Genomic DNA, 20,634 nt, shown 5'->3' on the forward strand with positions numbered 1-20,634 from the left:
TATCCTGTTTCCTCGGTCATGAAGGTCGCAAACGCATCAACGCGTCGCAGCGGCCCTTGCGCATCCTGCACCGGTGCGCGGCGCTGTAGTGCCGGACTCGCCGAGACTTGCCAAGCCCCGGCGGGGCGCATGAACCCGAAAAGCCCTTCAACTTTTCAGGATCACGCTCTACAGCGCCGCGTTCCCTTCAAGGCCGCGAGGTCGCTGTAGCACTCTGAACTGCTGCATGTTTTTGTCCTTAAATCGATTCCGATTTAAGGAATTATGCAGTAGAGCTTTCGCAGGATAACCGCCGAACTTTAAGGAATTCCGATGAACAACCACGACCTCGCCTCCCTGTCGCAGACGATCGAGACCGCCTTTGAAGACCGCGATTCCATCAACACCGGAACGCGTGGCGCGGTGCGCGACGCCGTGGAAACATCTCTGAACCTGCTCGATAGCGGCAAGGTCCGCGTCGCCGAACGCGGCGCGGATGGTGTGTGGACGGTCAATCAGTGGCTGAAGAAGGCGGTACTCCTGTCCTTCCGGCTCAACCCGATGGAAATCGTCAAGGGGGGCCCCGGCCAGTCCGTCTGGTGGGACAAGGTGCCGTCGAAGTTCGATGGCTGGAGCGTCAACGAATTCGAAAAAGCCGGCTTCCGCGCCGTTCCGAACTGCGTCGTGCGCCGTTCGGCCTATATCGCCCCCAACGCGATCCTGATGCCCTCCTTCGTCAACCTCGGCGCCTATGTCGGTGAAGGCACGATGGTCGACACCTGGGCAACCGTCGGCTCCTGCGCCCAGATCGGCAAGAACGTGCATCTCTCGGGCGGCGTCGGCATCGGCGGCGTTCTGGAGCCGATGCAGGCCGGCCCGACGATCATCGAGGACAATTGCTTCATCGGCGCCCGCTCGGAAGTTGTCGAAGGCTGCATCGTGCGTGAGGGCTCGGTCCTCGGCATGGGCGTGTTCATCGGCAAGTCAACCAAGATCGTCGACCGCGCCACCGGCGAAGTGACCTATGGCGAAGTTCCGCCCTATTCCGTCGTCGTCGCAGGCTCGATGCCTTCGGGCTCGACCATGGGCAACGGCCAGCCCGCACCGAACCTCTACTGCGCCGTCATCGTCAAGCGCGTCGACGAAAAGACCCGCTCGAAGACCGGTATCAACGAACTGCTCCGAGACTGATGCGATGACACCGGAGGGGCCGCAGCCGAGTATGACCTGGCTGTTCTTCAGCCCCTCCGGCCGCATCGGCCGTCTGCCCTTCTTTCTCTCCTGGCTGTTCTGGTTTCTGATCGGCGGTTTCATCGTCGCCAGGATGGTTGCCAACGAGGAATACGAGACGGCGCTCGCCCTCTGGACACTGGCGTTCGCCATCTCGGCGATCGTCTCCCTGCCCTCGATCGCCATGCTGGCAATCAAGCGCCTGCACGACATCGGCTATCCCGGCCCGCTCTCGCTCTGTCTGTTCATCCCCGTTCTCAGCCCGGTCGTCTTCCTCGCCCTTTGCCTTTGGCCGGGGGAGCCGGGACCCAACGAATTCGGCGCGCGCAGCGACGAGCCCGGCCCCTGACCCTTCGCCCCTGTACAAGAACCGTGCGAGCGCGTATGTAGCGCGCCATGACAGGCCCGCGACGTGTTGGCCACGGCAATTCGCGCCGATGACGATCCGATCGTCCTGGGCATGACGACCGAAATCCGAAAGACAAGATATGACTGAATTCGAAGGGATCGCGCCTGCGATCGCCGAGGCGTTGGCAAAACGCGGTTACAACGAATTGACGCCGGTTCAACAGGCGATGCGCGACCCGGAACTCGCCGAGCGCGACGCGCTGGTTTCCGCACAGACCGGCTCCGGCAAGACGGTGGCCTTCGGCCTGGCGCTGGCACCGACGCTGCTTGGCGGCGAGCGCCGCTTCGGACCGGCCGGCGCACCGCTGGCGCTCGCCATCGCGCCGACGCGTGAACTGGCGCTGCAGGTCAAGCGCGAACTCGAATGGCTCTACGGCGAGACCGGCGCGACCATCGCTTCGTGTGTCGGCGGCATGGACATGCGCACCGAGAAGCGCACGCTGGAGCGCGGCGCCCACATCGTCGTCGGCACGCCCGGCCGTCTCTGCGACCACATCCGCCGCAACTCGCTCGACATTTCGTCGCTGCGGGCCATCGTGCTTGACGAGGCCGACGAGATGCTCGACCTCGGCTTCCGCGAGGATCTCGAGTTCATTCTGGAAGAATCCCCGGAAGACCGCCGTACCCTGATGTTCTCGGCCACCGTGCCGAAGTCGATCGCGACGCTTGCGAAAAACTACCAGCGCGATGCCGTGCGCATCAGCACCGCTTCCGAACAGAAGCAGCATGTCGACATCGAGTATCGCGCGCTGACCGTTGCGCCGAACGATCGCGAGAACGCGATCATCAACGTGCTTCGCTACTACGAAGCGAAGAACGCCATCGTCTTCTGTTCGACGCGTGCCGCCGTCAACCATCTGACCGCCCGCTTCAACAATCGCGGCTTCTCGGTGGTGGCGCTTTCGGGCGAGCTCAGCCAGAACGAGCGCACCCATGCGCTGCAGGCCATGCGCGACGGCCGCGCCCGCGTCTGCATAGCCACCGACGTCGCTGCCCGCGGCATCGACCTGCCGGGCCTGGAACTGGTCATTCACGCGGATCTGCCGACCAATTCCGAGACGCTGCTTCACCGCAGCGGCCGCACAGGACGGGCCGGCCAGAAGGGCGTCAGCGCACTGATCGTTCCGGTCAACCAGCGCCGCAAGGCCGAGCGCCTGCTCGACGGCGGCCGGATCACCGCGACCTGGGCACGCCCGCCGTCGGCTGACGAAGTCAGCCAGCGTGACGACGAGCGTCTGCTTGCCGATACGAGCTTTGCCGAGCCGATCCGCGAGGACGAGCAGGCGATCGTGGCAGCGCTTCTCGAGCGCCACGGCGCCGAACAGATGGCCGCCGCCTTCGTGCGCCAGTTCCGTTCGGGACGGTCCGCTCCGGAAGACCTGATCGAAGTCGCTGTCGGCGCCAAGCCGCGCCGAGACGAACGCGCACCGCGCGATGATCGTGCACCGCGCGAGGACTTCGGCGCCGACCGGGCCGATTTCAGCGACGGCAGCTGGTTCTCGCTCTCGGTCGGCCGCAAGCAGAGCGCCGAACCGCGCTGGCTGATCCCGATGCTCTGCCGCCACGGCAAGCTGACCAAGCGCGACATCGGTGCGATCCGCATGCAGCAGGAAGAGACCTTCGTCGAGATGACGGCCGAAGGCGCCGAACGCTTCCTGTCGGCGATCGGCAAGGACAAGATGCTGGAAAAGGGCATCCGCGTGAAGCCGCTCGCCGGTGCGCCTGACCTTTCGCAGCAGCGCCAGGAAAAGCCTGCCTATTCCAAGGACAAGCCGAGCTTCTCCAAGGATAAGCCGGGCTTTGCCAAGAAGCGCCCCTATTCCGACGACGCTCCTCGTAATGACGACCGCGGCGACTTCAAGCCGAAGCGCAAGTTCGAGAAGAAAGCCGGATACTCCGAAGGACCGGCCTACACCGAGGACCGGCCGCCAGCCAAGGGCGCAGACAAGCCCTGGAGCAAGAAGAAGGACAAGCCGCAAGGCGGCAAGGACGGCGGCTTCAAAGCCAAGACCAAGCCCAAGGGCAACGCCAAGAACCGCCAAAGCTAACGCCGGCGCAGACATGATGGCCAACGAAACAGCGCCGCGATCCGATCGCGGCGCTGTTTCGTTTCGAGGATCGTGACTTGCCGGCTCAGGCTTCCAGGAAGCGAAGGCCGGCGACGGCGACGATGATCATCGCAATGCAGGTGATGCGCATCCATGACACCGGATCGCCGAAGAGCACGATGCCGAGCACGGTGATGCCGACCGAGCCGATACCGGTCCAGGCGGCGTAGGCGGTGCCGGCCGGCAGGTCCCGCATCGCGATCGTCAGGAGGTAAACGCTGCCGAGTGCTGCGGCGATGCCGATCACGCTCGGCACCAGTTTCGTCCAGCCCTCCGCATATTTCAGCGCCAGCCCCATGACGATCTCGATGAGGCTCGCCACTATCAGAATGATCCATGCCATGTTTCGTCTCCACTGGAATTCTCACATGGCCCACAAGCTGATAGCATAGGCACCAGAAGACAATTACGCACCTTTTGGTAACTATGGAAAATCCCGACACGTCAGCGCCCGCGACATCCATTCCCGACGTCTTCGATCCGACCTGTTCGTCACGCCACGCGCTGGAACTCGTCGCCGGCAAGTGGCCAATGCTGATCATCTCGGCGCTTGAAAGCGGACCGATGCGCAACGCCGCGCTGATGCGCCGGCTCGGCGACATCTCGCAAAAGATGCTGACGCAGACCTTGAAGGAACTGGAGCGCAATGGCCTCGTGATCCGCGAGGACAAGAAGACCGTGCCGCCGCACGTGGAATACAGCCTGAGCCCGGTCGGCCGTTCTCTCAGCGAAACCCTGCTGGTGCTTGACCGCTGGGCGGAGACGCATTTCGGTGCGCTGGATGCGGCACGCGAACGTTACGACGCCGACCGCGGCAAATGAAGCTCAGGCCGCATCGAGCTGCGACTGGGCGACGACTTTGACCACCCAATCGGCAAAGACGCGCAGGCGGCTACTCAAATGCCGGTTCGGTGGATAGACCAGATAGATCGGCATGGACTCGACCTCCCAGTCCTCCAGAACAGGCCGCATGGCGCCGGACACGAGGTCGTCGCGCACCATGAAGCGCGGCGCCTGAATGACGCCGAGGCCGGCCCTTGCCGCCGCGAGATAGGTGGTCGCTTCGTTGGCCGCCACGGTGTAGCGCCCGTTTACCTCGATTTCTTCGTTGCCGCGCTTGAAATAGAACGGCATCTGCTGGCCGGTCTGTGGCCGGAAATAGCCGACGACATAGCAGTTCTTCGAAAGATCCGACGGGTGCTGCGGCACCGCGTGGCGTTGGAGATAGTCAGGGGCGGCGCAGGCGACGAAGCTCATCTCGGTGATGCGCCGCGCGATTAGCGACTGGTCCGTGAGTGCGCCGATGCGGATGGCGCAATCGACGTTCTCCGCCACATAGTCGACCGTCCTGTCCGAAACACCGAGATCGATCTGGATGTCGGGATAGCGCTTGTGAAATTCCGGCAGCGCGGGGATGACGATCAGGTTGGCAATCGCGCTTGCCATTTCCACCCTGATCCGACCCTTCGGCAGGGTCTGGGCGCTCGAAAGACTGCCGTCGAGTTCGTCGAGATCGGTCAGCAGGCGTGCGGCGCGTTCGTAGTAGAGTGCGCCGTCCGGCGTCACCAGCACCCGGCGGGTGGTGCGGTTGAGGAGCTTCGTGCGCAGATGTGCCTCCAACCCCTGGATGAGATTGGTAAGCGTTGCCTTGGGCATATTCAGCGAAGCGGAGGCGCGGGTGAAATTTCCGGTCTCGACGACCCGGAGGAACGCGCGCATGGCCGTGAGCTGGTCCATTTTCAAGAGCCGTGATTGTTCGAGAATACGAATAGTGTAGTCAGATTGAAAAGACTATTCCAGACAGAAGATAATGTTATTCTCCTATCGTGGCTTGTTGTCGCCACATGTGGGTTGAGCTCGGGCCGAAGGCAAGAGAGATGGGCGAACTGTTCAAAGTGGAGACGATGCAGACCGGCCAAGGCTGCTGCACGGCACGCGTCTACCGCGGCGAAGCTTTGCTCAATCCGCCGCCGGTCGTGCTGCACCTGCATGGCGGCTCCTTCGTCGGCGGAACGATCGCCGCCGGTGAGCGTGTCGCCGAGGCACTCGCGGCAGCCGGAGCGGTAGTGATCTCTCCGGAATATTCCGCGGCCTGCCTCAATCCGTTTCCCGCGGCGCTGGACGTCGCCTATGCCATGTTGTCGTCGATGCGCTCGCGCTGCCCGCAATTCGCGCACAAGAAATCGTCGCTGTTCGTGGCTGGCGAAGAGGCAGGCGGCAATGTCGCCGCCGGTGCCGCGCTGATGGCGCGTGACCAGTATCTGACCGATCTCAAGGGCCAGATCCTGCTGTCGCCAATGCTCGATCCATGCCTGGCCACGGAATCGTTCCGGCAATACTGTCCGCAATCCTCGGCGCAATCGATCGCCGATGGGTGGCAGCGTTACCTTGGTCAAAGCGGCGGATTCACCCACCCGTACGCCGCGCCGGCCCACTGCACACGGCTCGCCGGCCTTGTGCCTTCGCTGATCGTGACCAGCGAAGAGTGCCCGATGCGCGACGAGGCCGAAGCCTATGCCGAGCGCCTGCGGCAGGCGGGTGTGACGGTTGAATCCCATGTCCTGCCCGGACGAGCCGGATGGTTGCCGCAAAGTGCGGCTTCCGGCGAAGGCTGGCCGGCACAACGGCAAGAGATTACCGGCATCTTCTCCCGCTTCTTCCAGAAGACGGGGGCGAAGCCGGCGGAAATGACGGTGCGCTAGACGGGGGCGGCGATCACCCAGCCCATTCCCTCGATCTGACATCGAAAGCAAAGCGCCGGCTCCCAACCGGCAAGGAGAGAAAAGATGACATCGACAGTGACCCGTCGGGCCCTCTGGGGCGCCGGCCTGAGTATCCTTTTGTCTGTCGCCGGCGGTGGTGCCGTCATGCTCGGCCTGCCGCAGCATTTCGAAGCCGACGCCGCAACCGAGACCGCCGCGGCGCCACCTCCGGCCGTGCCGGTCTCGGTGGCGCGAGCACAGTCCAAGCGCATCACCACCTGGGAAGAATTCTCCGGCCGTCTCGAAGCGATCGAGCGCGTGGAAGTTCGCCCGCGCGTCGGCGGCGCCATCCTCAAGGCGCACTTCCGCGAAGGTGCACTCGTCAAGCAGGGCGACCTCCTGGTGACGATCGATCCCGAGCCTTATGCGGCCGCCGTCGAGCGGGCGAAGGCACAGGTCGAGGCAGCGGAAGCACGCGTCGCACTCGCCAAGATCGAACTCGAGCGTGGCCGCAAGCTTGTGACCACCAGCGCCATTCCGCAGAGCGGCGTCGACCAGCGCGCCAGCGCCTATGACGAAGCCCAGGCAGAGGTGCGCTCGGCCAAGGCAGCCCTGCGCACCGCCGAGCTCGACCTGCAATACACGGAAGTGCGTGCCCCGATCTCCGGCCGCGTCGGCCGGCTCGACATCACCGCCGGCAATCTCGTCGCCGCCGGTTCCGCCTCGCCGGTGCTGACGACGCTCGTCTCGGTCGACCCGATCTATGCAAGCTTCAACGCCAGCGAAGAGGTGGTAACCACCGCGCTTGCGAAGCTCGCGGCCTCTGCCGGCGGCAGCGCGATCGAGCGCCTCCCGGTGCAGGTCGGCACCGCTGCCGACGACGGCACGCCGATCACAGGCCATATCCAGCTCATCAACAACGAGGTGGATGCGGCGACCGGTACGATCCGGGTGCGTGCGGCGCTTGAAAACGCCGAAGGCAAGCTGATCCCCGGACAGTTCGTCCGCATCCGCATCGGCGAGCCGGACCCCGAGGAGAAGCTTGTGGTCAGCGACCGCGCCATCGGTTCCGACCAGGACAAGAAGTTCGTCTTCGTCGTCGGTACCGACAACAAGGTCGAGTACCGCCAGGTCAAGCTCGGACCGAATTCCGACGGTCTGCGCATCGTCGAAAGCGGCCTGAAGTCCGGCGAGAACATCGTCGTCAACGGCCTGCAGCGGGTTCGCCCCGGCGTCGTCGTCGCGCCACAGCAGGTCGAGGAAACGACCGCTTCGATCGCCAAGTAATGGTCCTGGCTGCTCCTCGCTGAGCGCGACGAGCAGCCAGCCAAGGCATCACTCAGCAGACTATGCCGCGCGGCGGAGATTTCGCCGCGAACGCCCGAGGTCTGCCTAAAACGTCCCAAGGGGGATACCATGAATTTCTCACGCTTCTTCGTCGACCGCCCGGTCTTCGCGGGCGTCCTTTCGGTCCTGATCTTCGTGGCCGGCCTGATCGGCATGACCGGTCTGCCGATCTCCGAATATCCCGAAGTCGTTCCGCCGCAGATCGTGGTGCGGGCGCAATATCCGGGCGCCAACCCGGCCGTCATTGCCGAGACGGTGGCAACGCCGCTCGAAGAACAGATCAACGGCGTCGAAGGCATGCTCTACATGCAGAGCCAGGCGACCGCCGACGGCCTGATGACGCTGACCGTCACCTTCGAACTCGGTACCGATCCCGACCAGGCCCAGCAGCTGGTACAGAACCGCGTCTCGCAGGCCGAGCCGCGGCTGCCCGAGGAAGTGCGCCGCCTCGGCGTAACCACCGTCAAAAGCTCGCCCGACCTGACACTGGTCGTGCACCTGATCTCGCCGAACGGGCAGTACGACATCAACTATCTGCGCAACTACGGTGTGCTGAACGTCAAGGATCGGCTGGCGCGCGTCGAGGGCGTGGGCCAGGTGCAGATATTCGGCGGCGGCGACTATTCTATGCGCGTCTGGATCGACCCGCAAAAGGCAGCCGAGCGCGGCCTTGCGGCGAGCGACATCGCCAACGCCGTGCGCGGGCAGAACGTCCAGGCAGCCGCCGGCGTCATCGGCGCCTCGCCTTCCGTTCCGGGCCTCGACCTGCAGCTTTCCGTGAACGCGCAGGGCCGCCTGCAAACGCCTGAGGATTTCGCCAACATCGTCGTCAAGTCCGGCGCAGAAGGCGAAGTCACCCGCCTTGGCGACGTCGCCCGCGTCGAGATGGGCGCTGCCGACTATTCGCTGCGCTCGCTGCTCGACAACAAGCCGGCCGTCGGCATGGGTATCTTCCAGGCGCCGGGTTCGAACGCGATCCAGATCTCGGAGAACGTGCACAAGGCCATGGCCGAGCTGAAGCTCACCATGCCCGAGGGCGTCGACTACGAAATCGTCTATGACACGACCCAGTTCGTGCGCGCCTCGATCGAATCGGTCATCCATACGCTGCTCGAAGCGATCGCCCTCGTCGTCATCGTCGTCATCGTCTTCCTGCAGACCTGGCGCGCCTCGATCATCCCGCTCGTCGCCGTTCCGGTCTCGATCGTCGGTACCTTCGCGGTGATGTACGTCTTCGGCTTCTCGATCAACGCGCTCAGCCTCTTCGGCCTGGTGCTGGCGATCGGCATCGTCGTCGACGACGCGATCGTGGTAGTCGAGAACGTCGAGCGCAACATCGAACAGGGCCTGTCGCCTGTCCAGGCAACCTACCGCGCCATGCAGGAAGTGTCAGGCCCGATCATCGCAATCGCGCTGGTGCTCGTCGCCGTTTTCGTCCCGCTTGCCTTCATCACCGGTCTCACCGGCCAGTTCTATCGTCAGTTTGCGCTGACGATCGCGATCTCCACGGTAATCTCGGCGCTGAACTCGCTGACGCTGTCTCCGGCTCTGGCCGCCCTTCTCTTGAAGGACCACCACGCGCCGAAGGACTGGCTGACGCGGGCGATGGACAAGCTCTTCGGCTGGTTCTTCCGCGGCTTCAACCGCTTCTTCGGAGCAAGCTCGGAAGCCTACGGCCGCGGCGTCGGACGGATCCTGACCCGCAAGTCGCTGATCATGGTCGTCTATGTGGTGCTGCTCGGCGTGACCTTCACGCTGTTCCGCGCCATCCCTGGCGGCTTCGTGCCGGCGCAGGACAAGCAGTACCTGATCGGCTTCGCCCAGCTTCCGGATGCAGCCACGCTCGATCGCTCGGAAGACGTGATCAAGCGCATGAGCGAGATCGCGCTCAAGCATCCGGGCGTCGAGAACGCCATCGCCTTCCCGGGCCTGTCGATCAACGGCTTCACCAACTCGTCGAACTCCGGCATTGTCTTCGTCGCCCTGAAGCCCTTCGAGGAACGCAAGACGCCCGAACTGTCCGGCGGCGCGATCGCCATGCAGCTCAACCAGGAATTCGGCGCGATCCAGGATGCCTTCATCGCCATGTTCCCGCCGCCGCCCGTCCAGGGCCTCGGCACGACCGGCGGCTTCAAGCTGCAGCTCGAGGACAAGAACGGCCTCGGCTACCAGGCGCTCGACGAGGCAACCAAGGCATTCCTCGCCAAGGCCTACCAGACACCTGAACTGGCCGGTCTCTATTCGAGCTACCAGATCAACGTGCCGCAGCTCTATGCCGACCTCGACCGCGTCAAGGCGCGCCAGCTCGGCGTGGCCGTCACCGACGTCTTCGAGACCCTGCAGATCTATTTGGGCTCGCTCTACGTCAACGACTTCAACGCCTTCGGCCGCACCTACAGCGTGCGCATCCAGGCGGACGCCAACTACCGCAGCCATGCCGACGACATCGGCAAGCTGAAGGTGCGTTCGCAGTCCGGCGAGATGATCCCGCTGTCGGCGCTTCTCAAGGTCGAGCAGACGGTCGGCGCCGAACGGGCGATCCGCTACAATGGCTTCCTGTCGGCCGACATCAATGGCGGCCCGGCACCGGGCTTCTCGTCCGGCCAGGCTCAGGCTGCCATCGAGAAGATCGCCGCCGAAACGCTGCCGCCCGGCATCGGCTTCGAATGGACGGATCTCACCTACCAGCAGATCCTGGCCGGCAATTCGGGCCTGCTCGTCTTCCCGCTGGCGCTGCTGCTCGTCTATCTCGTGCTTGCCGCACAGTATGAGAGCCTGACGCTACCGATCTCGATCATTCTGATCGTGCCGATGGGCATCATGGCGGCGCTGGTGGGCGTCTGGCTGACGGGAGGCGACAACAACGTCTTCACCCAGATCGGTCTGATCGTGCTGGTCGGCCTATCGGCGAAGAACGCCATCCTGATCGTCGAGTTCGCCCGCGAACTGGAACTCTCAGGCAGCACGCCGGTGAAAGCCGCGATCGAGGCGAGCCGGCTGCGTCTGCGCCCGATCCTGATGACCTCGATGGCCTTCATCATGGGCGTGGTGCCCTTGGTGATGTCCACCGGCGCGGGTGCGGAAATGCGCTCGGCCATGGGTGTCGCGGTCTTTGCCGGCATGATCGGCGTCACGGCGTTCGGCATCTTCATGACCCCGGTCTTCTACGTGCTCATCCGCAAGCTCACCGGCGAGCGGCCCTTGAAGCACGCCGGGGCCCATATCGAGGCGCCGCATCTCGCACCGGGAGAGTAAGCCTCTCCTACCCTTTCGCGATCTTCAGGCGGGCCGGATCACTCCGGCCCGTTGAAGCTGCGGCGTTGCGCCTCCGCCCAGGCGCGGCGCCGCATTGCATCCCGCTGGACAAATCGCCCTGCCGCGTAGCGGTGCCCATCCCACGTGACAGTTCACTGACGATCGGATAAACCAGCAGCCTCCATTCCATTGGCTCCAGCGGCCAAGCAGACGGCATAGCGTTAGATGACCCCCACCGATCCAATCGCCAATCTCGCCACCCTCATTCGTTGTCCCTCGGTCACCCCGGCCGAAGGCGGAGCGCTTTCCGCCCTCGAGGCCATGCTGAAGCCGCTCGGCTTTGCGGTCGACCGCGTGGTGGCAAAGGACGCCGGCACGCCCGACATCGAGAACCTCTATGCACGGCTCGGCACCGAAGGCCCGCATCTGATGTTCGCCGGTCATACCGATGTTGTTCCGGTCGGCGACGAAGCCGCCTGGAGCCATGGGCCGTTTTCGGCCGAGATCGCCGGCGGGGAAATGTACGGCCGTGGCGCCGTCGACATGAAGGGCGGCATCGCCTGCTTCGTCGCGGCGGTCGCCCGCCACATCGAGAAGCATGGCGCGCCGAAGGGCTCGATCTCCTTCCTCATCACCGGCGACGAAGAGGGGCCGGCGATCAACGGCACCACCAAACTCTTGCAATGGGCGGCCGACAAGGGCGAGCGCTGGGACGCCTGCCTCGTCGGCGAGCCGACCAATCCAGACCAGCTCGGCGACATGATCAAGATCGGCCGTCGCGGCTCGCTGTCGGGCCGCATCACGGTCCATGGCGTGCAAGGGCATGCGGCCTATCCGCATCTCGCCGACAGTCCCGTGCGCGGCATCCTGCAATTGACACAGGCGCTGATGGATCCGCCGTTCGACAACGGCACCGAGAGCTTCCAGGCATCGAACCTGGAAGTGACGACGATCGACGTCGGCAATGGTGCGGTCAACGTCATTCCGGCGAAAGCCACCGCCGCGTTCAACATCCGCTTCAACGACTCGTGGACGGCCGAAAGCCTGATGGCCGAGATCATCGCACGGCTCGACCGCGCTGCAGCGGCCGGCAGCCTGCGCCCGGACCGCGCGCCCGTCCGCTACGAAATCGTCTGGAGCGAGCGCCCAAGCCACGTGTTCCTGACGCGCAACAATGCGCTGATCGATTCGCTCTCGGGCGCCATCGAGGCCGTCACCGGCCGGCAGCCGAAGCTGTCGACGACCGGTGGCACCTCGGACGCGCGCTTCATCAAGGACTATTGCCCGGTGGTGGAGTTTGGCCTGGTCGGCCAGACCATGCACATGGTCGACGAACGTGTCGCCGTCGCCGACCTCGAAACCCTGACCAATATTTACGAGACCTTCGTCCTGCGCTGGTTCGGCCATGCCGCTGCTTGACGAGGTGCTTGCCTATATCAGGGGCCTCTGGCTCTTGGCTCAGGGCAACGAAGAGGGTTTCCGCTGGCTCGATTTCAGCGAGAGCGGCCTCTGGCGCTCGTTCACGTCGATGCTCTGGTGCCTGCCGGCGATCGCCGTTACCTGGGCGTCCTGGCGGTTCTACTATCTGTCGGCGATGCCCGATGGGACGGCGATCGGCATAGGCTTCATCTTCAAGCTGCTTGTCGTCGATCTCGTCAGCTGGCTGCTGCCGCTGGTGCTGATCGCCATTCTGTCCCGTCCGCTCGGTTTTGCAGGAGCAGTGGTGCCGATCATCGTCACCACCAACTGGCTCTCCGTGCCGCTTTCCTACGCGATGGCGGTGCCGGCGGCGATCAGGCTCACCATTCCCGGAAGCCAAGGCCTGACGAGCCTGATCTGGCTGACGCTGCTCGTGGTCAGCATCGCCGTGCTCTTCCGGCTCTTGCGCATGCTGACGGGCAACGAGACGCTGCTGGCCTCGGCGCTGACGGCCCTCTTCCTGCTGCCCTCGATGATGATCGGCGACCTGCTGCAGCGCTTCTTCGGCCTGATCCCGAGCTAGAGTGCGCCGCGCAAAAGTATGCTGCGGTTTTGCTACAACGGTATGCTGTGAGATCGCGCTTCAGAGCTTCGGGATCGGCTTGCGATCAGTAATCCACTTGCAGGAAATAGAGCCCATCGGGCGGGGCCACGGGGCCGCAGGCCTTGCGGTTGCGCGCCTCAAGCGCTGCCTGCAAATCGTCCGGCGACCATTTGCCCTCGCCCACCAGCTTCAGCGATCCCGCAAAGGACCGGATCTGGTTGTGCAGGAAGCTCTGCGCCGTCGCGCGGATTTCGATGACGCCGCCGACGAGCGCGACGTCCAGCCGGTCGAGGGTCCGCACCGGGCTCGTCGCCTGGCAATGGGCGGAGCGGAAGGTGGTGAAATCGTGATGGCCGACGAGGCGCTGGGCGCCCGCATGCATCGCCTCATGGTCGAGCGGCTTCGGCACCCACCAGGCGCGCCGGGCTTCAAGTGCCAGCGGCGCGGGCCGTGAGATGATGCGGTAGAGATAATGCCGGCGCAGCGCCGAGAAGCGCGCATCGAATTCCTCGGACACTTCCTCGGCCTCAAGGATCGCCACGCGCTCGCCCGCAAGCCCCAGATGCGCGTTCAGCGCATTGCGAAGCGTATAGGGCTTCCACGGACGGGTCAGATCGGCATGCATGACCTGGCCGCTGGCGTGCACGCCGGAATCGGTGCGGCCGGCGCCACGGATCGAAACGGCCTCGCCGGTCAGAGACAGGATCGCCTTTTCGATCGCCCCTTGCACGGACTCGCCATTGTCCTGCCGCTGCCAGCCGACATAGTCCGAGCCGTCATATTCGACGGTCAGCTTGAACCGCGGCATCAGCCGATCCTCGTGCCGGGCGCAACCGGTGTTCCGCGCAGGAAGTCGGCCGCTCCGAGCGCCTTGCCGCCGGCGCGCTGCAGGCGGGTCAGCCGAACCGCGCCTTCGCCGCAGGCGATCGTCAGGCTGTCGTCGAGCACCGTTCCGGCCTCACCCGTGCCGGAAGCGGGCTCGGAGTTCAGCACCTTGATGCGCTCCGGCTTGCCGGCGATTTCGAGCTCAAACCAGGCGCCCGGGAACGGCGACAGGCCGCGGATATGATCATGCACCTCGCGTGAAGGACGGGCGAAGTCGATGCGGGTTTCCGCCTTGCTGATCTTCTGGGCGTAGACGACACCATCCTCGGCCTGGACCGTCAGCGGCAGATCGTCGGCCTCGAGCTTCGCCATCGCTTCCCGCATCAGGCTGGCGCCAACCTGCATCAGGCGGTCGTGCAGCTCGCCACCGGTCATCGTCTCGCCGATCTGGACCGTCTTGGTGAGAGCGACCGGGCCCGTATCGAGCCCCTTTTCCATCTTCATCACCATCATGCCGGTCTCATGATCGCCGGCCATGATCGCGCGCTGGATGGGTGCGGCACCGCGCCAGCGTGGCAGCAGCGAGGCGTGGCCATTGTAGCAGCCGAGCTTGGTGCCCGTGAGGATGGCCTCGGGCAGAAGCAGGCCATAGGCGACGACGACGGCGACGTCGGCGTCGAAATCACGGAAGGTCTGGCGATCCGCCTCGTCCTTGAAGTTTAGCGGCGTCAGCACGGGAATGCCGAGCAGTTCAGCTGCCTGGTGCACCGGCGACTTCTGCAGATCGAGCCCGCGGCGACCACCGGGCCGTGGCGGCTGCGTATAAGCGGCAACGATCTGGTGACCGGCTTCTGCGAGCGCTGCCAGCGTCGGCACGGAAAATTCCGGCGTACCCATGAAGATGATGCGAAGCGACAAGGCGGTAACTCCGTCCTCTCAGATCACTTCATGCGGGGAAACGGCGAAATGATCTCATTCTCTGAAACAGGGCAACCCCGGGAGGAAAACCGTTTCACGCTTTTCCTGGAGTCAAATTCAGCCGTTCGCGCGATCTGTTCGCGACCGCTTGTGCGATCGAAGCTCAGATCGCCTTGGCGCCGCGCGTCTTGGCGGCCTTGGTGAACTTGCGGATCACCATGTCGCGCTTGAGCTTGGAGATGTGATCGATGAACAACACGCCGTTCAGGTGATCGATCTCGTGCTGCAGGCAGGTGGCGAGCAGGCCGTCGGCTTCGATCGTCTGCTGCTTGCCGTCACGGTCGAGATGCTTGACGGTGATCGACGCGGGGCGCTCGACCTCGGCGTAGTAATCCGGGATCGACAGGCAGCCTTCCTCGTAGACCGAATAGGTTTCGGACGAAGCGACGATCTCGGGATTGATGAAGACGAGCGGCGTCTTCTCATCGCCCTCTTTCGAAACGTCGAGCACCAGCATGCGCCTGGCGACACCGATCTGGATCGCGGCAAGGCCGATGCCGGGGGCATCGTACATGGTTTCGAGCATGTCGTCGGCCAGACGGCGGACGTCCGCGTCGACGGTTTCGATCGGCGTGGAAACCTGGCGAAGCACAGGATCGGGAAGGATGATAAGCGGCTTGATCGTCATGCTGCTCCCATAGCCGATCTTTCCATCGGCGTGCAAGGAAATTGGCTTGCCACCTTCGGCAGCCTTTCCTGGACGGGCCGGCGTTAACTGCACGGCGCGAATGTTCTTGTTTTGATCTACACATAACCAAAGAATCTGTTAGGTTTGGCGCATGGAACCTGCGCCTCTTCCCTTCGCCCAGCCGCTGTTTTTCATCGGCACCTTGCCGATCACCCTTGGCCATCTCGCGATTGCCGTCGGCCTGGTGGTCGTCGTTGCAATTTTGATGGCGCTTTCGCGGCGACGGGACAACGACGACGAGGAGCGGCAGGAGCAGATGGCAATGCTGCTCGCCGCCCAGACGGAGATGCAAGGGCGGGTCGCCGCCATGGCCGAGGTCTTCGGCGCGCGGCAGGCAGAACTCAACCAGACGCTCAGCCAGCGCATCGACGGCATGACCCATCGCATCGGCGCCTCGATCACCGAACAGACCAAGGCGACGCACGAAAACCTCAGGCGGCTGCAGGAACGGCTGGCGGTCATCGACAACGCCCAGAACAACATCCAGTCGCTGGCCAAGGACATGGCCGGGCTGCAGGCAATCCTTTCCAACAAGCAGACGCGCGGCGCCTTCGGGCAGTCGCGCATGGAAGCGATCATCGCCGACGGGCTGCCTATGGGCGCCTTCGCCTTCCAGACGACGCTGTCGAACGGTGCACGACCCGACTGCACGATCCGCATGCCGAACGGCCAGCCGCCGCTCGTCATCGACGCCAAGTTTCCGCTGGAAGCCTGGAACGCGATGCGTGACGCACCGGATGCCGAACGCCGCCAGCAGATCGCCCAGCTTTTCCGCCGCGACATGGAAACGCATGTGCGCGATATCGCCAGCAAATATCTGATCTCCGGAGAGACGCAGGACACCGCGTTCCTCTTCGTGCCGTCCGAATCGATCTTCGCCGAAATCCACGAGCATTTCGAAGCGATCGTACAGAAGGCACACCGCCAGCGGATCGTCATCGTTTCCCCTTCCCTGCTCCTGCTGTCGATCCAGGTGATTCAGGCGATCCTCAAGGATGCGCGCATGCGTGAGCAGGCGCATCTGATCCAGGGCGAAGTCGCCAGATTGATGGAGGATCTCGGCCGTCTCGACGAGCGCGTGCGCAAGCTCCAGGGCCATTTCGCCATGAGCCAGAAAGACGTCGAGGACATTCTGATCTCATCGAGCAAGCTTACCCGGCGCGGCGCAAAGATCGAGGCGCTCGAACTCGAGGCCGAAGGCGGCACGCAGGAAACGACCGACCCGCGCGCTGCCGTCGACAACCGGGTGGGGCAATTGCGCCTGCGGGTGGTTGACGAGGACTGAGGCTCTCGGGCACTCTCCGGCCCACTCTGCAATCCGACGGGAAATTTTCACATGATCACTGTTTTTGGGTCCATCAACATGGACCTGATCGCCACGACCGCACGCCTTCCGAAGCCGGGCGAGACCGTCGCCGGAACGGGCTTTTCGACCGCCGCCGGCGGCAAGGGCGCAAACCAGGCCCTGGCCGCACGACGTGCCGGAGCGACAGTGCAGATGGCGGGTGCGATCGGGGCCGACAGCTTCGCCGAAGGTGCCCTGGAACTCTTGAAGGGTGCCGGCACGGACATGTCGCTGACCAAGACGGTAGATGAGCCGACCGGCACCGCGCATATCCTCGTCGGTGGTGACGGCGAAAACGTCATCGTCGTGGTCGCGAGCGCCAATGCGACCGTCGACGAGGCCGATGCGGTGAAGGCCGTCGACGGCATGAAGCCTGGCGACACGTTGATGCTGCAACTCGAAATTCCGGCGGCATCCGTCGAGAGGGCCTTGAACGCAGCCAAACAGAAGGGCGTGCGTTCGGTCATCAACATCGCGCCGCTGACGCCGGATGCGGCACGTCTCGGTCGCATGGCCGATATCGTCATTGCCAACGAGACCGAATTCGAGCTGCTGGCCGGCAAGAGCGGCATCAGCAGTGCGGAGCGCGAAGACGCGATGAAGGCTCTCCATGCGGAGACCGGACAGACTGTCATCGTCACGCTTGGCGCCGATGGCGTCGTCGCGGTGCACGAGGGCGAAATCCAGCGTGCCAAGGGCCTGAAGATCGAACCGGTGGATACGGTCGGCGCCGGCGACACCTTCTGTGGCTATCTCGCGGCCAGCTTGGATGCCGGCATTGCCTTCCCCGATGCGTTGCGCCGTGCCGCAGTTGCCGGTTCGCTCGCCTGCCTCAAGCGCGGCGCGCAACCTTCGATCCCGCTTGCCACGGAAGTGGCATCACGCCTTTAGTTCGTAACGCGTCTGGGCCGGATCGACCGGACCCACAATGCGAATGCTCGGCGAAAACCAAGCCGAGTGCGGGCGAAACGCGCCCGCACTTTCTTCCTGCCACGCTCTGGCGCTCGGCCGTCTCCAGCCCTTGAAATCAGCGTTTGCGCAATCCGGACAGGCGATGTCGCGGAGATAAAACTTTGCGCGCAATTTTATCAAAGCGATCGGTAAAACAGCGTCCGCGTTGGCCCTATCTTAAGAATCTCCAGTCTATTCAGGACCCTGAGAGAGCCGGTCGAAAATGACCCGGTTGCCTCCGACATGCCGGTCGGCATCTGACGCTCCATGATGGAGTCCACCCCCATTGCGAAATGCGTCCACCGCAGGTGAAAGCCTGCGGACCTCCCAGCACGTGAGGATTTCATGTTCAAGTTCCAAGCCAAATCGCTGGCGACCAAACTGATCGCGGTGACAGGCGGCACGATCGCACTAGTCCTGCTCGCTTCGAATTTCGTTCTCATCTCCCAGACCCAGGATCGCGTCGAAACGCTGGTCCTCGAACAGGCAAGCGGTGAAGCCCGGGCAATCGCCTCGGACATCGCCGGCGACATCGGCGAGCTTGCAAGTGCAGCGCGCTCGATGGCCGGCATTCTTGGCCGCGCGCATGCCGAAAAGTCGCTGGAGCGCACCGGGGTGATCAATATCCTGAGGGCGAACCTCGAGCAGAACCCGTTTGCCTTCGGCAGCTGGTTCGCGGAGGAGCCCAAGGCCTTCGACGGCCGCCAGGAGGACGTCGTCAACAACAAGGAACTGGGCGGTAACGACAAGGGCATCTTCACGCCCTATTGGTCGAAGAGCCGCACCAATGAAATCCAGTACTCCACGTTCGGCGCCGACTACGCGGCCGAGTGGTACAAACTCGCTGCAACAAGCGGCAAGGGCGCGATCACCCAGCCCTACACCGCGCAGGACACCGACGTTCCGACCGCAATGAGCTCGATCGCCTATCCGGTCATGTCCGGCGGCAAGCTTCTGGGTGTTACCGGCGTCGACATTTCGCTGGCCTCGCTCGGCGATGGCCTGGCAAAGCTGAAGCCCTTCGACACCGGTCGCGTCTACCTCCTGTCGCAGAGCGGCAAGTGGCTGGTGGCGCCGATCCCGGAACTCCTGCTCAAGGAATATGACGGCGAAGGCAACGATGTCGTCAAGAATGCGCTTGCCTCCGGCAAGCCGGGCATCATCTCCAACCTTTCCTATGACGGCAACGAGCCCTTCGACCGTCTCGTCTATCCGTTCACCCTCTCGGGCGTGAACACCAACTGGGTCGTGCTCGTCGACGTGCCGCGCACCGCGATCAATGCTCCGGTCAAGGACCAGACCTACATGATGATCGTCGGCGGCCTCGTCGTACTCGGCGCCGTGCTGCTCGGTCTCTATCTCGCCGTGCGTGGTTTCGTGCAGAAGCCTCTCGCGGCGCTGGTCAAGGACGTCGCCAACCTCAGCCACGGCGACTACACCAAGTCGATTGCCGGCCAGGATCGCTCCGACGAAACCGGCGAAGTCGCCAAGGCGCTCGAAGGCTTCCGCCATCAGCTTGCCGACACCAAGCGCCTGGAAGGCGAAGCCCGCCACGAGCGCGAACAGGCCGAACGCGAGCGCAATCGCTCGGAAACCGAGCGTGCCGAAACCGGCGCCCTTCAGCGCGACATCGTCGCCCGCCTCGGCAAGGGCCTGTCGCACCTCTCGTCCGGCGATCTCGCTTTCCGCATCACCGACGATTTCCCCGGCGAATACGCTCAGCTGAAGCGCGACTTCAACGCGACGATGGAAAGCCTCGAAGAGACGATCCGCACCGTCAACCATTCGGTCGTCAACATCGGCAACGGCACCAGCGAAATCAGCAGCGCCGCCAACGACCTGTCGCACCGCACCGAACAGCAGGCGGCAAGCCTGGAAGAAACCGCGGCGGCCCTCGACGAATTGACGTCGCAGGTCAACGCCAGCGCCGAAAACGCCAAGGTCGCCGCCAAGTCGGTGGACGTCGCCAGCAGCGATGCCGGACAGTCGGGCGAAGTGGTGCAGAAGGCCATTGCCGCGATGAAGGGTATCGAGCAGTCGTCGCACGAAGTCAGCCGCATCATCGGCGTCATCGACGAGATCGCCTTCCAGACCAACCTTTTGGCGCTCAACGCCGGCGTCGAAGCCGCCCGTGCCGGCGATGCCGGCAAGGGGTTTGCCGTCGTCGCCCAGGAAGTGCGCGAGCTCGCCCAGCGCTCCGCCAATGCCGCCAAGGAGATCAAGACTCTGATCAACACCTCGGCCGGACAGGTGCGCGAAGGCGTCGATCTCGTCGGCAAGGCCGGCGGCGCACTCGAGAAGATCGCTGAGCAGGTCGTTCAGATCAACGGCCTCATCCGCCAGATCTCGAGCTCGGCCTCCGAGCAGGCCGTCGGCCTGAAGGAGATCAACTCGGCCGTCAACCAGATGGACCAGGTGACCCAGCAGAACGCCGCCATGGTCGAAGAGACGACGGCCGCCGGCATGGCGCTCAACGAAGAGGCCCGGACGCTGAACGCGCTGGTTGCCCGCTTCCGCGTCGCCCAAGCCTCCGGTTCGTCGCAGCCCTCCTCGTCCGAGATGCTGCGTGGCACAGCCGAACGCATGCGTGCGGCCGAACGTCCGGCACCGGCTCCTGTCCGCGAGGCGCGACCGGCTCCGGCGGCAACCCCGGCACGCAGCAGCTACTCCGCCTCGACGCAGCGGGTACTCACCCAGACCTCAGGCGCCAACGCGCTTGCCCAGGACAATTGGGAAGAGTTCTGATCAACAGATCGAGAAAAAGAAACGGCGCCCTCGGGGCGCCGTTTTTGTTT

Annotated in this window: 17 protein-coding genes; 12 read left to right on the forward strand and 5 right to left on the reverse strand. The window is 64.1% G+C overall.

Annotated features, from left to right (window positions below):
* Positions 1-312 precede the first annotated feature (312 nt).
* The 3 genes from dapD (at position 313) to AB4Z53_RS03725 (ending at position 3,665) form a co-directional block, all read left to right on the forward strand.
* Positions 313-1,170, forward strand: a complete 858-nt coding sequence (gene dapD / locus AB4Z53_RS03715) for a 2,3,4,5-tetrahydropyridine-2,6-dicarboxylate N-succinyltransferase (RefSeq protein ID WP_113536591.1) — start codon at positions 313-315, stop codon at positions 1,168-1,170.
* A 4-nt stretch (positions 1,171-1,174) separates the two neighbouring features.
* Positions 1,175-1,558: a DUF805 domain-containing protein gene (locus AB4Z53_RS03720; RefSeq protein WP_291148511.1), complete on the forward strand. Its 384-nt coding sequence runs from the start codon at positions 1,175-1,177 to the stop codon at positions 1,556-1,558.
* Positions 1,559-1,697: 139 nt separating this feature from the next.
* The gene (locus AB4Z53_RS03725; protein WP_291148508.1) at positions 1,698-3,665 is read left to right on the forward strand and encodes a DEAD/DEAH box helicase; all 1,968 of its coding nucleotides are present in this window, start codon (positions 1,698-1,700) and stop codon (positions 3,663-3,665) included.
* Positions 3,666-3,750: 85 nt separating this feature from the next.
* Here AB4Z53_RS03725 and AB4Z53_RS03730 read toward each other — a convergent pair whose 3' ends face one another.
* Complete coding sequence (locus AB4Z53_RS03730) at positions 3,751-4,068, reverse strand: DMT family transporter (RefSeq protein ID WP_113536594.1); 318 nt, start codon at positions 4,066-4,068, stop codon at positions 3,751-3,753.
* 83 nt (positions 4,069-4,151) lie between these two features.
* Between AB4Z53_RS03730 and AB4Z53_RS03735 the strand changes: the two genes are divergently transcribed.
* Positions 4,152-4,547: a winged helix-turn-helix transcriptional regulator gene (locus tag AB4Z53_RS03735; protein WP_113536595.1), complete on the forward strand. Its 396-nt coding sequence runs from the start codon at positions 4,152-4,154 to the stop codon at positions 4,545-4,547.
* 3 nt (positions 4,548-4,550) lie between these two features.
* Here AB4Z53_RS03735 and AB4Z53_RS03740 read toward each other — a convergent pair whose 3' ends face one another.
* Positions 4,551-5,462 (reverse strand): LysR family transcriptional regulator, encoded by a 912-nt coding sequence (locus AB4Z53_RS03740; RefSeq protein ID WP_113536596.1) that lies wholly within the window; start codon positions 5,460-5,462, stop codon positions 4,551-4,553.
* A 140-nt stretch (positions 5,463-5,602) separates the two neighbouring features.
* Here AB4Z53_RS03740 and AB4Z53_RS03745 point away from each other — a divergent pair, with 140 nt between their 5' ends.
* The 5 genes from AB4Z53_RS03745 (at position 5,603) to AB4Z53_RS03765 (ending at position 13,031) form a co-directional block, all read left to right on the forward strand.
* Positions 5,603-6,427: an alpha/beta hydrolase fold domain-containing protein gene (locus AB4Z53_RS03745; RefSeq protein WP_113536597.1), complete on the forward strand. Its 825-nt coding sequence runs from the start codon at positions 5,603-5,605 to the stop codon at positions 6,425-6,427.
* A gap of 84 nt (positions 6,428-6,511) precedes the next feature.
* Positions 6,512-7,714, forward strand: coding sequence for an efflux RND transporter periplasmic adaptor subunit (locus AB4Z53_RS03750; protein WP_441594757.1), 1,203 nt, complete (start codon positions 6,512-6,514; stop codon positions 7,712-7,714).
* Positions 7,715-7,843: 129 nt separating this feature from the next.
* Positions 7,844-11,029, forward strand: coding sequence for an efflux RND transporter permease subunit (locus AB4Z53_RS03755; protein ID WP_113536599.1), 3,186 nt, complete (start codon positions 7,844-7,846; stop codon positions 11,027-11,029).
* Between the two features lie 225 nt (positions 11,030-11,254).
* Positions 11,255-12,448, forward strand: a complete 1,194-nt coding sequence (gene dapE / locus AB4Z53_RS03760; RefSeq protein WP_441594759.1) for a succinyl-diaminopimelate desuccinylase — start codon at positions 11,255-11,257, stop codon at positions 12,446-12,448.
* Entirely contained in the window at positions 12,435-13,031 is a 597-nt protein-coding gene (locus AB4Z53_RS03765) for a hypothetical protein (protein ID WP_441594761.1), read from the forward strand. The genes dapE and AB4Z53_RS03765 overlap by 14 nt, the downstream gene beginning before the upstream one ends.
* A gap of 85 nt (positions 13,032-13,116) precedes the next feature.
* Here the strand turns inward: AB4Z53_RS03765 and truA are convergent, their stop codons facing one another.
* From truA to def, 3 genes are all read right to left on the reverse strand, one after another.
* Positions 13,117-13,860, reverse strand: a complete 744-nt coding sequence (gene truA, locus AB4Z53_RS03770; RefSeq protein ID WP_441594763.1) for a tRNA pseudouridine(38-40) synthase TruA — start codon at positions 13,858-13,860, stop codon at positions 13,117-13,119.
* Positions 13,860-14,795 (reverse strand): methionyl-tRNA formyltransferase, encoded by a 936-nt coding sequence (fmt, locus tag AB4Z53_RS03775; protein WP_441594765.1) that lies wholly within the window; start codon positions 14,793-14,795, stop codon positions 13,860-13,862. Before fmt ends, truA begins: the two co-directional genes overlap by 1 nt.
* A gap of 163 nt (positions 14,796-14,958) precedes the next feature.
* Positions 14,959-15,483, reverse strand: a complete 525-nt coding sequence (def, locus tag AB4Z53_RS03780; RefSeq protein WP_113536771.1) for a peptide deformylase — start codon at positions 15,481-15,483, stop codon at positions 14,959-14,961.
* Between the two features lie 151 nt (positions 15,484-15,634).
* Between def and AB4Z53_RS03785 the strand changes: the two genes are divergently transcribed.
* The 3 genes from AB4Z53_RS03785 to AB4Z53_RS03795 all read left to right on the forward strand — a co-directional run bounded on the left by AB4Z53_RS03785 (position 15,635) and on the right by AB4Z53_RS03795 (position 20,584).
* The gene (locus tag AB4Z53_RS03785; protein ID WP_441594767.1) at positions 15,635-16,828 is read left to right on the forward strand and encodes a DNA recombination protein RmuC; all 1,194 of its coding nucleotides are present in this window, start codon (positions 15,635-15,637) and stop codon (positions 16,826-16,828) included.
* Positions 16,829-16,879: 51 nt separating this feature from the next.
* On the forward strand, positions 16,880-17,779 hold the full coding sequence (locus AB4Z53_RS03790; protein WP_113536605.1) for a ribokinase: 900 nt from the start codon (positions 16,880-16,882) through the stop codon (positions 17,777-17,779).
* A gap of 405 nt (positions 17,780-18,184) precedes the next feature.
* Positions 18,185-20,584, forward strand: a complete 2,400-nt coding sequence (locus tag AB4Z53_RS03795; RefSeq protein ID WP_441594770.1) for a methyl-accepting chemotaxis protein — start codon at positions 18,185-18,187, stop codon at positions 20,582-20,584.
* Positions 20,585-20,634 lie beyond the last annotated feature (50 nt).

This window comes from Ensifer sp. 2TAB8, assembly GCF_052115125.1.
Classification (GTDB): domain Bacteria; phylum Pseudomonadota; class Alphaproteobacteria; order Rhizobiales; family Rhizobiaceae; genus Ensifer.